This window comes from Gordonia hankookensis (genome assembly GCF_014673215.1).
Classification (GTDB): domain Bacteria; phylum Actinomycetota; class Actinomycetes; order Mycobacteriales; family Mycobacteriaceae; genus Gordonia; species Gordonia hankookensis.
The window spans coordinates 1,261,480-1,274,007 of sequence record NZ_JACWMS010000001.1 but is presented as its reverse complement, the minus strand read 5'-3'; the positions used below and the strand labels follow the sequence as shown (position 1 = coordinate 1,274,007).

Genomic DNA, 12,528 nt, shown 5'->3' with positions numbered 1-12,528 from the left:
GCGGCGTCTCGGATCAATAATTGTCGCGAGTACCCGCTGACACCGCATCCATATCGCGGCCGGCCGACCGAATCTCACCGCGGGTGACCGCCGTCACCGACCTGTTGCCGCAGGCTGAGAGCAGCCTGAACGATTTGGGCCCCGTCGGCGCCGTTTGGAACACTGGAGGCCGTGACCCGATCCGCTGATGCCGCCGCGAAGTCCGCAGAACTCTTTCGCCGCGCCACGGCGGCCACTCCCGGCGGCGTCAACTCCCCGGTCCGGGCGTTTTCCGCGGTGGGCGGAGATCCCCGGTTCATCGCGTCGGCCAAGGGCTGCCACCTCACCGACGTCGACGGCAATGATTACGTCGACCTCGTCAGTTCGTGGGGGCCGATGATCCTCGGCCACGCCCATCCCGCCGTCGTCGAGGCAGTCCAGAAGGCCGCTGCAGGCGGACTCTCCTTCGGTGCCCCGACCGAGGCCGAGATCGAATTGGCCGAGGAGATCATCGACCGCGTCGACCCGGTCGAGCGCGTTCGCCTGGTCAACTCCGGCACCGAGGCCACCATGTCGGCGATCCGGCTGGCGCGTGGATTCACCGGCCGGTCCAAGGTCATCAAGTTCGCCGGTTGCTATCACGGCCATGTCGACGCGCTGCTGGCCGACGCCGGCTCGGGCGTCGCGACGCTGGGTCTGCCCACCTCACCCGGGGTCACCGGTGCTTCCGCCCACGACACCCTGGTATTGCCCTACAACGACCTCAAGGCCGTCGCGAAGGCGTTCGAGGAGTTCGGCCACGAGATCGCCGCGGTGATCACCGAGGCGGCTGCGGGCAACATGGGCGCTATCGCCCCGCACGACGGTTTCAACGCCGGTCTGCGGGAACTGACCCGCCGGCACGGCGCGCTGCTGATCATCGATGAGGTCATGACGGGTTTCCGGGTGAGTCCGGCCGGCTGGTACGGCATCGAGGGCGTGGCCGGTGACATCTACACCTTCGGCAAGGTGATGAGTGGTGGCCTGCCTGCGGCGGCATTCGGTGGCCGCACCGACATCATGGAGTACCTCGCCCCGACCGGGCCGGTCTATCAGGCAGGAACGTTGTCGGGGAACCCGGTCGCCGTCGCCGCCGGACTCGCGACCCTCCGGCACGCCGATGCGCAGACCTACACCGCTCTCGACGCCAACGCAGATCGACTGGCAGCCCTGTTCACCGAGGCGCTGAGCGCCGAGGGAGTGGCGCACCGCGTGCAGAGCGCGGGCAATCTGCTCAGTGTCTTCTTCACCGACCGTGCCGACCCGATCACCGACTATGCCGGGGTCAAGGCCACCGAGACCTGGCGGTTCGCGCCGTTCTTCCACGCGCTGCTCGAGCGCGGGGTCTATCCGCCGCCGAGCGCCTTCGAGGCCTGGTTTGTCAGCGCGGCGCTGGACGAGGATGCTTTCTCACGAATCGCCGACGCGTTGCCGGCCGCGGCCCGGGCCGCAGCAAGCGCATCGGCCAGTGCAACGGGGGAGTCCCAGTGACCAACACGATCGTCCACATGATGCGGCACGGCGAGGTGCACAATCCCGACGGCATCCTCTATGGGCGCCTGCCCGGGTTCCGGCTGTCCGACAGCGGTCGCGCGCAGGCCAACAAGGTCGCCGACACACTCGCCGACCACGACGTGACCGCGGTGTTCGCGTCGCCGCTGCAGCGCGCCCAGGAGACGGCGACACCGATCGCAGGCGCCCGCGGGCTGACCATCGTCACCAACGACGAACTCATCGAGGCCGACAACGTCTTCGAGGGTCTCAAGGTCTCGGTCGGCGACGGCGCCCTCAGCAAGCCCCGCCATTGGCCCAAGATGCGTGACCCGTTCACCCCGTCGTGGGGCGAACCGTACATCCAACTCGCGCACCGCATGCTGGCCGCCGCCAACAAGGCGCGCGACGCCGCCCGCGGTCATGAGGCCGTCTGTGTCAGCCACCAGCTGCCGGTATACACGCTGCGTCGCTTTCTCGAGGGCCAGCGGCTCTGGCACGACCCGCGTCGCCGGCAGTGCTCGCTGGCCTCGCTGACCAGCCTCATCTACGAGGGCGACGCCCTCGTCGACATCATCTACTCCGAGCCCGCCGGTGCGTCGGACCCGTTGGCAACGGGAGCGTAAGGACGAGCGTGCGAAGGTTCTGCCTGCTGGTTGCGGTAATGGCGGCCCTGATCGGGGTGATCAGTGGCTGCGGCACGGGCGATGACGCAGTGGCCCAGGGGGACACATTCCAGTTCGTCTCCCCGGGTGGGCAGACCGTGATCACCTATCCGCCCGCCGACCGCAAGAAGGTCGCCGATCTGTCGGGGCCGGATCTCGTCACCGACCAACCTCTTTCGCTGTCCGACGAACGATTCCGCGACAAGGCCGTCGTCATCAACGTGTGGGGTTCGTGGTGTGGGCCGTGCCGCGGTGAGGCCGACGACCTCGAGCGGGTCTACGAGCAGACCAATGGCCTCGGGGTCGAGTTCCTCGGAATCAATCTGCGCGACGATCGGCAGTCGGCCAAGGACTTCGTCGCCGACCGCAGTGTCGGGTTTCCGTCGATCTACGACTACGACGGCATCACGCTCTCGAGCCTCACCACTCCGACCGCCGTGGTGCCGACCACGGTCGTCCTGGATCGTCAGCATCGGCCTGCCGCGGTGTTCCTGAAGGCGGTCACGGCCGACGAACTCGACGCGACCGTCCGGAAGGTCGCTGCCGAGTCGGTGTCGACGCCGGCGTCGGCCGCACCGGGTTCGCCTGCACCGCAGTCGTCGGCCCCACCGGCCCCGGGCCGACCATGACGATGATCGAACTCGCACCTCAGGCGTCCATCGGTGACACATTCGCCACCACGGTGTCGAGCGGGCCGCTGCTGCTGGCGCTCGCCGCGTGTGTCGTTGCCGGGCTGGTCTCCTTCGCATCACCCTGCGTCGTCCCGCTGGTGCCCGGATACTTGTCCTACCTCGCCGGGCTCGTCGGGGCCGAGGCCCCGGCCGTCACCGTCGGCGAACCGGCCAAACGCGGTCGCTCGCGGGTCGCGGTCGCCGCCGGACTCTTCGTCCTCGGATTCACTGTCGTCTTCGTCGCGGCCACCGCGACAGTGCTCGGTATCACCAACACATTCGTGGTGAATCGCGAAGTGCTGCAACGTATCGGTGGCGTCGTGACCATCTTGATGGGACTGGTCTTCATCGGGCTGGTCCCGATGGCCCAGCACGAGTTCCGCTTCGCGCCCCGCCGGATGTCCAACCTGGTGGGGGCGCCCCTGTTGGGCGCGGTGTTCGCCCTCGGCTGGACACCCTGCCTCGGGCCGACCCTCGCCGCGGTCATCGCGACCGCCAGCGGCACCGAGGGCGCGACCGCCGCCAAGGGTGTCGCACTCATCGTCGCCTACTGTGCGGGCCTCGGGATCCCGTTCGTCGTGCTCGCGTTCTCGTCGGCCTGGGCTCTGCGCAGCCTGGGCTGGCTGCGCAATCACGCACGAGCGATCCAGATCTTCGGCGGGATCATGCTCATCGCCGTCGGGGTCGCCCTGGTGACCGGGCTCTGGGATCAATTCATCGTGTGGGTCCGCGAGGCCTTCATCACCGACACGGAGCTGCCCGTATGACCGAGACAGACGTGACCCCCGACGCCGAGGTGTCCGGCCCGACGCCCGGTCCGTCCCGTCCGCATTGGATCTTCCGCCGGGTGCTCTGGCCCGCTCGCAATCTCTGGCGCTCACTCACCTCGATGCGGACCGCGCTGGTGCTGCTGTTCCTGCTCGCCCTCGCCGCGATCCCCGGGGCACTCCTCCCGCAGCGGCCGCTGAACGAGCAGAAGACGCAGGCCTACATCGACGAACACGGCTGGCTCGGCCAGTGGATGGACCGGCTCCAGCTGTTCGACGTGTTCGCCAGCGCCTGGTTCACCGCCATCTATGTACTCCTGTTCATCTCGCTCGTCGGGTGCCTGACGCCGCGGATGATCGAGCACTTTCACAGCCTGCGCGCCAAACCCGTTGCCGCACCGCGGAATCTGAAGCGCCTACCGCGACACGTCGAGCACGAGGTCGATGGGGACCCCGAAAGCCTGGCGCGACGTATCTCCGGCAATCTCCGCGGATGGCGACGCACCACCGTCGTCAAGGACGACGGCGTGGTGGAGGTCTCCGCGGAGAAGGGCTACCTCCGCGAGTTCGGCAACCTGGTCTTCCACTTCGCGCTGCTCGCGCTCTTGGTGTCGATCGCCTTCGGCAAGCTGTACGGCTACGAGGGCACCCGCAGCCTCGTCGCCGACGGCGAGCAGGGTCTCTGCAACACCTCGACCGCCGTCTACGACTCGTTCAAGGCGGGCAATCTCGTCGACGGCACCGACCTCAACCCGTTCTGCTTCCGCGTCGACGGATTCGACGCGACCTTCCTGCCCAACGGGCAGCCCGATATGTACACCGCCAAGGTGCGCTACACCGAGGGCACCCAGCGGACGGACCCGTCGAGCTGGAAGTCGACGACGATCCGGGTCAACGACCCGCTGCGGGTGGCCGGCGATCGCGTCTACGTGCTCGGCAACGGCTACGCCCCGACGTTCACGGTCACGTTCCCGAACGGTCAGCAACGTCAGCAGACGGCGTTGTTCATCCCGGAGGAGATGCAGACGATGATGTCGTCGGGGGCGGCGCGCTTCGACACCCCGGCCGGGCTCTACCCGAACGAGGACGAGCGTCGCTCACATCAGGTCGCTCTGGAAGGGCTGTTCGCCCCGACCGCCAACTACCACGGCACCCTGCTGACCTCGTCGTCGCCGATTCCCAAGGATCCGGCGGTGGCGATCCGCATCTACGAGGGCGACACCGGACTCGACACCGGCAAACCGCAGAATGCGTACTCCCTGGACCAGACTCTGATCGAGCAGGGACGCCTGCAGCAGCGCGCGCAGGTGAATCTGGCGCAGGGGCAGACGCACAGACTCGCGGACGGCACCTCGGTGCGATTCGACGGGTATCAGCGTTGGGTGTCGGTGCAGGTCTCGCACGATCCCTCGCAGGTCTGGGTGCTGGTGTCGGCGATCGTGATGCTCGGTGGCCTGCTCGTGTCGCTGCTGATCCGGCGCCGGCGCATCTGGGTCCGGCTCGTGCCCGTGCCCGGTTCGGTTTCCGGAGACGCCGGCGAACGACGTACTGTAGTAGAAATTGCCGGTCTGGCACGCACCGATCAGGCGGGCTGGGGCGAGGGATTCGAGGAGCAGGCTCACGACCTGGTGCGCGACCAGGACGACCCGAACGCCGAGCGCACCTCGAGGGCACGTCGGATACGCGGGCGGCGACTGTAAGCGACTGAGAGGACGAGTGCGATGAACACCGGTTCGATGCACGTCGACGAGACACTGGCGCGGTATTCCGATCTCCTGTTCGGTACCGCCATCACCATCTACGTGCTCGCGATGTTCTTGTTCCTCGCGGCGCTCGCCGGTGCCCGTAGTCGCAAGCTGACGTCGTCGGCCCAACTGGTCACCGCGGGTGGGTCCGGGGTGGCCGTGGACGATCGGGCACCCGGCAAGATCGCCGACACCCCTCGCCGTAACCTCGGCGACCGGCTGGGCAACATGGCGTATCCGGTGGTGGTCGTCGGACTGATCGCGCACATCTCGTCCATCGTGCTGCGGGGTATGGCGACCGGCCGTGCGCCCTGGGGCAACATGTACGAGTTCATCTCGCTGACGTGCGCCGCCTGTGTCATCGCCGGCCTGGTGGTGCTGCGCAAGCCCGAACACCGGCCGCTGCTGACCTTCGTGCTGCTACCGGTCTCGCTGCTGATGTTCGTCGGCGGTCGCTGGCTGTACACGCAGGCCGCGCCCGTGGTCCCCGCGCTGAAGTCCTACTGGCTCGCGATTCACGTCTCGATCATCTCGGTGTCGTCGGGCGTGCTGCTGGTGTCGGGTGTGGCCAGTGCGCTCTACCTGATCAAGATGCGGTGGGGTCGCCCGGAGAGCGACGATCTCGCGGCCGGCGGGTCCGGGTTTGTCGCGGGTGTGCGACGGGTCATCGACCGAATCCCGAACGCGGACACCCTCGATCGACTCGCCTACAAATGCGTCGTCTTCGGATTCCCGCTGTTCGGTCTCGGCGTCATCTGCGGTGCGATCTGGGCCGAGTCGGCTTGGGGCCGGTTCTGGGGCTGGGATCCCAAGGAAACGGTGTCGTTCATCGCCTGGGTGATCTATGCGGCGTATCTCCATGCTCGGGCGACTGCCGGCTGGCGGAGCAACGCGGCCGCCTGGATCAACGTCGCCGGCTTTGTGGCGCTGCTGTTCAACCTGTTCATCATCAACCTGGTGGTCTCCGGCCTGCACTCCTACGCGGGACTCTGACCGCTGTCCTCGCCGGGAGGGGTCCGCTGGGTCTCCACAGCCTGCGCCTTGACCATTTTGAGCAGAGCGATCACGACATCGATGGTGTCCGGGCAGATCGAGCGGACGTCGATCCCGGACAAGTGTGTTCCGGTGGTCGCCAGCATCTCCACGTAGTCGCGTTGCTGGCGGACGCGCTCGAGGTCTTCGTCGGGATTGGCGAGGAAATAGGTGACGCTCACCTCGAAGGCGCGCGCGATGGCCTCGACGGTCCGGAACGACGGTGTCCGGGCCTTACCCGTCCGGAGCTGCGAGATGTAGGCGTCCGAGAGTGAATACCCGAGGTCGTTGGCCCGTTCGGCGATCTTCTTGCCCGTGTACGGCGCGCCGTTCTCATCCCGTGAGTGCTCGAATAGGTAGCCCAGCTTCTCTGCGAAGCCGGGTTCGTCGTCGGGCGTCGGGCGCCCCAGCTGGGGCGTCAACGTCGGTTGTCCGCGCGTGATTCGTTGATCTCCTGCACCTTTCGCCGGCGTTCCACATGGTGGATCCGCACTGCGTGATGGAAAGAGATTACCCTACCTGCAAGTAGGGTACGCGGGCGTAAGTCCGGGATTTCGCCACGTCAGGACCGATCTTGCGTCGAGGCGTCAGGCGTCGTCGGCATCGGACCCATTGGGCCCCCGCGTGCGGCGGTCGAGATCGAGGAGAAAATCGGGGTCGTCATCGGGCCCGACCGGGCCGATCGGCCGGGTGGGTCGGTCGTCGTGATCGTCACGATCGGCGAGTTGGGGGCCAAAGGCGCGCCAGAGCAGGAAACCGATCGCTGCAATGCCGATCAAAGCGAACAGAAACGTCATGGCAACCTCCCGTCTACAAGCGTACGTGAGGTTGCCATCGGGTGGGGCGGACCCCGTCGGCCGACAGGATCAGTGTGTGCGGCGGTTCAGGAGTTCGACGACGTCTGCCTCGCGGAAGCGGCGGTGACCGCCCGGGGTGCGGATCGATCCCAGCAGGCCGGAGCTGGCCCAGCGGGCCACGGTCTTCGGGTTGACGTTGAACATGGAAGCGACCTGGCCGGGCGTCAGGGTGTGCTGACTCGCAAGGCCTGGGGTGATGATGCCGTGGGTGGCTGAGTCGATGACCGTCATGTGTGTTCCTCTTCTCTCGCCTGCAACGATGAACATGCAACGAATGAAATATGTGGGGTCTGGTTCATGGATACACGCCGGATGCCTGGGTACTCGAACGGTCAGCAATTGGTAAAGAGAGTGCAAAACCGACATTCGAGACGTCCATATCGCCGCAAATGGGCGAAAATGGGCGACCTCACGGGCAGTACCCTTGACACCGTGAGTGAAGACAAGACAGTGGACACGAGTACCGACCGCGAGGCGACCGCAGGCAGCGTTGCGCTGTCGCTGGCGCTCTACACCCTCGCGAGGCTGGCGCTGGTCGTCGTGGTGGCGGCGATCATCATCGGTGGCGGCGCGATCGCAGGCGTCCAGGTGCCGCTGTTGGTGGCCGCCGTGTTCGGTGTCCTGATCGCCCTCCCACTGGGCATGGTCTTGTTCAAGTCCCTGCGTCTGCGGGTGAACCGGCAGATCGCAGCCGTCGACGACGCCCGTCGACGACGACACGACGACCTGCAATCCCGCCTGCGCGGCCAGGCCGACTGAGTCGGTATGAAGCCGACCAGGATCGTCGACCATCGCGGCGACCGCACGTGGTCGGAGAACGCGGTACGCCTGATCGAGGCGGACGGCCGCCGCAGCGCCGACACACATCTGCACAGGGTGCTGTTGCCGAACTGGTCCAGGTGGACCGCCGACGACGGGAACGACGTCGGCGTCGACCTGTACCTCAAGGACGAGAGCACCCATCCGACCGGTTCGCTCAAGCATCGGCTGGCCCGTTCGCTGTTCCTCTATGCACTCTGCAACGGCTGGGTGCGGGAGGGCACCACCGTCATCGAGGCATCGTCCGGGTCGACCGCGGTCAGTGAGGCCTACTTCGCGAAGCTGATCGGCGTCCCGTTCATCGCGGTGATGGCGTCGACTACCTCTCCGTCGAAGACCGCACTCATCGAGCGGGAGGGCGGCCGCTGCCACTTCGTGGAACGCGCGGGTGATGTCTATGCCGAGGCGCTCCGGCTCGAAGCCGAACTGAACGGCCATTTCATCGACCAGTTCACGATGGCCGAGCGGGCAACCGACTGGCGCGGCAACAACAACATCGCCGAATCGATCTTCGCGCAGATGGCCGACGAGGATCATCCGATCCCGACCTGGATCGTGGTCGGGGCGGGAACCGGTGGCACGTCGGCCACCCTCGGCCGCTACGTGCGCTACCGGCGGCATCCCACCTGGCTCGCCGTGGTCGACCCGGAGAACTCGGTCTTCCTGCCGGCCTACGACACCGCCGACGGCACGCTCACCTCCGAGATCGGTTCGCGGATCGAGGGCATCGGCCGTCCGCGCGTGGAGCCGTCGTTCGTCTCCCAGGTGATCGACCGGATGATCGGCGTTCCCGACGACGCGTCCATCGCGACCGCGCGCCGCATCAGCGATCGGCTCGGTCGGCGCGTCGGCGCGTCGACCGGCACCAACCTGTGGGGAGCCCTGCAGATCGTCGCCGACATGGTGGCACAGCGGCAGTCCGGCAGTGTGGTCAGCCTGCTCTGCGATTCGGGCGACCGTTACGGCAACACCTATTTCGACGACGGGTGGCTCGGCGAGCACGGATTCGACCTGACCGAGGCGACGTCAGTACTCGACGAGTTCTTCGCGTCCGGGAAGTGGACGGCCGCCGTCTCCTGACCACGCGCCCGGCCACCGAGGAGCGGCGTCCCCGCTGCTCCCCGAGGAGCGAGCTCGCGACCATCTCGCAGGGCCGCACTTAGGGTTACCTCATCCCCGTGGGATAGCATTCGCGTGTGGGCGATGTCGAGGGTGAACCGCTGGTCAAGGCCGTTGGTCTGGTGCGCGAGTACCAGATGGGGGATCAGCTGGTGCGGGCGTTGGACGGTCTGGATCTGACCCTCGACGGCGGGCAGTTCGCGTCGATCGTCGGTCCGTCCGGCGCGGGCAAGAGCACCCTGCTGCATGTGTTGGGTGCCTTGGATTCTCCGACGTCGGGCACGATCTCGGTGGACGGAGTCGATCTCGGCTCGCTCGACGACGAGCAGGCCTCGGCGTTCCGGCGTCACCGCGTTGGTTTCGTGTTCCAGTTCTTCAATCTGGTGCCGACGATGGCGGCGTGGGAGAACGTGGCGTTGCCGCGGTTGCTGGACAGTCAGTCGTTGCGCAAGGCGAAGCCGCGTGCGATCGAACTCCTGGAGCGGGTGGGGCTGGGTGATCGTGTCGATCACCGGCCGTCGGAGCTCTCGGGTGGGCAGATGCAGCGGGTGGCGATCGCCCGGTCGTTGATCATGGATCCGACGATTCTGTTGGCCGATGAGCCCACGGGGAACCTGGATTCGACAACAGGGGATTCGGTGTTGGCGTTGCTCTCGGAGGTGGCCCACGACACGGCCGATCGTCTGGTCGTGATGGTGACCCATGATCCGCATGCCGCCGACGTCGCCGACACCACGATCACGGTGCGCGACGGGAAGATCGCGTGAATGCTCGCCCGGTGAGGACCGTGGGCCGGCAGGCGAATCCGCTCCGCTCGGTTGCGTCCGGGTTGTCGAGGATTCGGGTGCTGAACCTTCGCGAGATCCGCACCCACCGACTGCGGGTGGTCACGTCACTGCTGGTGGTGGTCGTCGCGTCGGCGCTGTTGATCTCGGTGCTCGGCCTGTACGGGTCGTTGACCGAGTCGGTGCGCCAGGTGAATGCGGCGATCACCGGGACCGCCCAGGTGGAGGTTGCGTCGATCGCCGACTCGGGTATCGACGAAGGGCTGGCCGGCGAGATCCGCGGCGGCGTGCCCGCGGCGAAGTCTGTGGTGCCGCTCATCCGTGACTCGGTGGTGATCGACAACCGCAAGACCGCTCTGCTGGGTTCGGACTTCCGGGTCACCGCGCTGTCCGGCGAACTGCGGCAAGCGGTCTCGGCCCAGCAATCCTCGGGCATCGGACAGCAGGATCTCGAGAACGGCATCGTCGTCGGTGCCGGGACCGGATTGCGCAAGGGTCAGCAACTGACCATCAACGATGTTCCGGTGCGGGTCATCTCGGTGGTCGAGGGTGACCAGGCGGCGGTACTCAACAAGGGCAACTTCATCTTCGCCTATCTGGGCCTCGCGCAACGTCTGGCGTCGCGGGCCGACAAGGTCGACTCGATCCTCATCGTCGCCAGACCAGGAGCCGACATCGGGGCCCTCAAGTCGGACGTCTCGCGAGTCGTCGACGGCCGTGCGGTGGTCGTCGACCCGGATTTCCGTGCGAAGCAGGCAGAAGTGGCCAGTTCGGTCACCCGCGACGCGACCCTCCTCGTCTCGCTCATCTCACTGGTCATCGCGGGCTTCCTGGTGTTCAACACGATGAACATGGCCGTGGCGTCACGCAGGCAGTCACTCGCGATGATGCGTGCGCTCGGCGCACGGCGCGGACATCTCGTCGGTGACCTGCTCGGCGAATCGGCGCTGTTCGGATTCGTCGGCGGACTGATCGGGGTACCCATCGGCATCCTCGCCGGACGATGGGCGATCGGCAGGATTCCGGAGGCCGACACGGATACCTTGGCGACCGCGGTGAGTTATCACCTGCCGGGTTACGCGCCGGTGATCGCGATCGTCGCATGCGTCGTGGCGTGTGTGGCAGCGACGTCGCTGGCCGCGCGGTCGGTGTTCGCGGTGTCGCCCGTCGAGGCGATGATCGCCGGTGAGGTCGCCGACAACTCGACGAAACCCGGACGCGCCGTGTGGATCTCCGGAGTCGTCGGGGTGGCGCTGCTGGTGGCGGCGTGGTTCGTCGCGACCACCGTGCCCGGTCGTCCCGCCATCCTGGCAGGGGCTGTCTACGCCGTCGGCGGACTTCTGCTCTGCTACGCGCTGACCAAGCAACTCGTCGCGCTGGTCGTGATGTTGACGCGTCGGTTCCGCGGGCCGGGACAGCTCGCGGCGGTGAACACCGAACGGGCACCGCGGCGTGCGTGGGCCACCCTGATGACCGTCGCGGTCGCCGTGGCAGTCGGCATGGGTACCTCGGGTGCGCTCGACAACCTGGTCGGGTCGATATCGAATTCGCTCGACGGTCTGGCGGACCCCGACTTCTATCTGTCTTCCGACGCCGGCGGTGGCCTGCCCACCGGGCCGCCGATGTCGTCGGAGATCGAGTCCGAGGTGGCGAAGGTGCCGGGCGTGACGAAGGTTGTCGGCGCTCAATGGGCGAGCCTCAACATCGGCGAGGCCGCGGTATACGTGCAGGGACTCGAGCCTGGATCATTGGCGCCGTTTGTGAAGAAGGCGAGTCCGCAAGCGCTGCAGCGGGTTCTGGCCGGCGACGGAATCCTGTTGTCGAACGTGCTCGCCCGGACCCTCGACGCGCACGCGGGCGATACCCTGCGGCTGGCCACCCCGAGCGGCTACCGCGACGTCGCCGTGATCGAGACCGTCAACTACATCTCGATGGGCTCGGGTACCGCGGCGATGTCGAACGCGGTGCTCTCCGACTGGTTCGACCGCCCTTACAACACCTACCTCCAGGTCTCCACCGACCCGAACGCCGACCAGGCCCGGATCCGGGAGCGGCTCGATGAGGTCGCGACGGCCAACCCGTCGGCCGGGGGCCAGGCCGTCACCGTGGAGTCGGGAGCGGAGGCCTTGTCGGCCGCCCAGGAACAGGCCCAACAGGCCGGTGCGTTCACCATCGCCATCCAGTGGATCGTGGCGCTCGCGGCCGCGGTCGCACTGCTGAACACCTTGCTGCTCTCCGTGATCGAGCGTCGGCGGGAACTCGGCGTGCTGCGAGCGATGGGCGCATCGCGCCGATTCATCTCGCGGATGGTGGTGGCAGAGGCGGCCGGCATCGCGCTGATCGGCTCGGTCACCGGGTTGGTGCTCGGCGGTGCGCTGCACTTTCTCTCCGACAAGATCCTCTCCGCGACAACGTCGATCGAGATCGCGTACTCGCCCCGTCCATCGACGCTGCTGTTCGTCGGCGTCGCCTGTGCGCTCTGCATCGTCGGGGCGCTGGTGCCGGCCCAGCGGGCGTCCCGGATGAACATCAGCGAGTCGATTCTGACCGAGTAGTCGG

13 protein-coding genes are annotated in these 12,528 nt (G+C 67.1%); 10 read left to right on the top strand and 3 right to left on the bottom strand.

The window, feature by feature from the left end:
* Positions 1-171: 171 nt before the first annotated feature.
* The 6 genes from hemL to ccsB are packed head-to-tail and all read left to right on the top strand — an operon-like array spanning position 172 to position 6,350.
* A complete protein-coding gene (gene hemL, locus IDF66_RS05690; RefSeq protein WP_190265994.1) occupies positions 172-1,509 on the top strand; it encodes a glutamate-1-semialdehyde 2,1-aminomutase in 1,338 nt (445 codons plus the stop codon).
* 17 nt (positions 1,510-1,526) lie between these two features.
* On the top strand, positions 1,527-2,135 hold the full coding sequence (locus IDF66_RS05685; protein ID WP_164311157.1) for a histidine phosphatase family protein: 609 nt from the start codon (positions 1,527-1,529) through the stop codon (positions 2,133-2,135).
* An 8-nt stretch (positions 2,136-2,143) separates the two neighbouring features.
* Entirely contained in the window at positions 2,144-2,803 is a 660-nt protein-coding gene (locus IDF66_RS05680) for a TlpA family protein disulfide reductase (RefSeq protein ID WP_190265993.1), read from the top strand.
* A 2-nt stretch (positions 2,804-2,805) separates the two neighbouring features.
* Positions 2,806-3,612: a cytochrome c biogenesis CcdA family protein gene (locus IDF66_RS05675; RefSeq protein ID WP_164311159.1), complete on the top strand. Its 807-nt coding sequence runs from the start codon at positions 2,806-2,808 to the stop codon at positions 3,610-3,612.
* On the top strand, positions 3,609-5,312 hold the full coding sequence (gene resB, locus IDF66_RS05670; RefSeq protein WP_190265992.1) for a cytochrome c biogenesis protein ResB: 1,704 nt from the start codon (positions 3,609-3,611) through the stop codon (positions 5,310-5,312). Before IDF66_RS05675 ends, resB begins: the two co-directional genes overlap by 4 nt.
* Before the next feature lie 21 nt (positions 5,313-5,333).
* The gene (gene ccsB, locus IDF66_RS05665) at positions 5,334-6,350 is read left to right on the top strand and encodes a c-type cytochrome biogenesis protein CcsB (protein ID WP_190265991.1); all 1,017 of its coding nucleotides are present in this window, start codon (positions 5,334-5,336) and stop codon (positions 6,348-6,350) included.
* On the opposite strand, the gene IDF66_RS05660 is transcribed toward ccsB, so the two are convergent.
* The 3 genes from IDF66_RS05660 to IDF66_RS05650 all read right to left on the bottom strand — a co-directional run bounded on the left by IDF66_RS05660 (position 6,335) and on the right by IDF66_RS05650 (position 7,477).
* Positions 6,335-6,811 carry a helix-turn-helix domain-containing protein gene (locus tag IDF66_RS05660; protein ID WP_164310908.1) on the bottom strand — a complete coding sequence of 159 codons (477 nt, stop codon included), beginning with the start codon at positions 6,809-6,811 and terminating at the stop codon, positions 6,335-6,337. The genes ccsB and IDF66_RS05660 overlap by 16 nt on opposite strands.
* Positions 6,812-6,976: 165 nt before the next feature.
* Positions 6,977-7,186, bottom strand: coding sequence for a hypothetical protein (locus IDF66_RS05655; RefSeq protein WP_164310909.1), 210 nt, complete (start codon positions 7,184-7,186; stop codon positions 6,977-6,979).
* Between the two features lie 69 nt (positions 7,187-7,255).
* Entirely contained in the window at positions 7,256-7,477 is a 222-nt protein-coding gene (locus tag IDF66_RS05650) for a BldC family transcriptional regulator (protein ID WP_164310910.1), read from the bottom strand.
* A gap of 201 nt (positions 7,478-7,678) precedes the next feature.
* On the opposite strand from IDF66_RS05650, the gene IDF66_RS05645 reads away from it, so the two are divergent.
* The 4 genes from IDF66_RS05645 to IDF66_RS05630 all read left to right on the top strand — a co-directional run bounded on the left by IDF66_RS05645 (position 7,679) and on the right by IDF66_RS05630 (position 12,524).
* Positions 7,679-8,005: a DUF4229 domain-containing protein gene (locus IDF66_RS05645; RefSeq protein WP_317628599.1), complete on the top strand. Its 327-nt coding sequence runs from the start codon at positions 7,679-7,681 to the stop codon at positions 8,003-8,005.
* 6 nt (positions 8,006-8,011) lie between these two features.
* On the top strand, positions 8,012-9,145 hold the full coding sequence (cds1, locus tag IDF66_RS05640; RefSeq protein ID WP_190265989.1) for an L-cysteine desulfhydrase Cds1: 1,134 nt from the start codon (positions 8,012-8,014) through the stop codon (positions 9,143-9,145).
* A 176-nt stretch (positions 9,146-9,321) separates the two neighbouring features.
* On the top strand, positions 9,322-9,951 hold the full coding sequence (locus IDF66_RS05635; RefSeq protein ID WP_190266333.1) for an ABC transporter ATP-binding protein: 630 nt from the start codon (positions 9,322-9,324) through the stop codon (positions 9,949-9,951).
* A 20-nt stretch (positions 9,952-9,971) separates the two neighbouring features.
* Positions 9,972-12,524, top strand: a complete 2,553-nt coding sequence (locus tag IDF66_RS05630) for an FtsX-like permease family protein (RefSeq protein ID WP_190266334.1) — start codon at positions 9,972-9,974, stop codon at positions 12,522-12,524.
* Positions 12,525-12,528 lie beyond the last annotated feature (4 nt).

Coding starts and splice junctions, on each gene's coding strand:
- IDF66_RS05685 (WP_164311157.1), top strand. CDS start 1,527: ATGATGCGGCACGGCGAGGTGCACAATCCCGACGGCATCCTCTATGGG.
- IDF66_RS05675 (WP_164311159.1), top strand. CDS start 2,806: ATGATCGAACTCGCACCTCAGGCGTCCATCGGTGACACATTCGCCACC.
- resB (WP_190265992.1), top strand. CDS start 3,609: ATGACCGAGACAGACGTGACCCCCGACGCCGAGGTGTCCGGCCCGACG.
- ccsB (WP_190265991.1), top strand. CDS start 5,334: ATGAACACCGGTTCGATGCACGTCGACGAGACACTGGCGCGGTATTCC.
- IDF66_RS05655 (WP_164310909.1), bottom strand. CDS start 7,186: ATGACGTTTCTGTTCGCTTTGATCGGCATTGCAGCGATCGGTTTCCTG.
- IDF66_RS05650 (WP_164310910.1), bottom strand. CDS start 7,477: ATGACGGTCATCGACTCAGCCACCCACGGCATCATCACCCCAGGCCTT.
- cds1 (WP_190265989.1), top strand. CDS start 8,012: ATGAAGCCGACCAGGATCGTCGACCATCGCGGCGACCGCACGTGGTCG.
- IDF66_RS05635 (WP_190266333.1), top strand. CDS start 9,322: ATGGGGGATCAGCTGGTGCGGGCGTTGGACGGTCTGGATCTGACCCTC.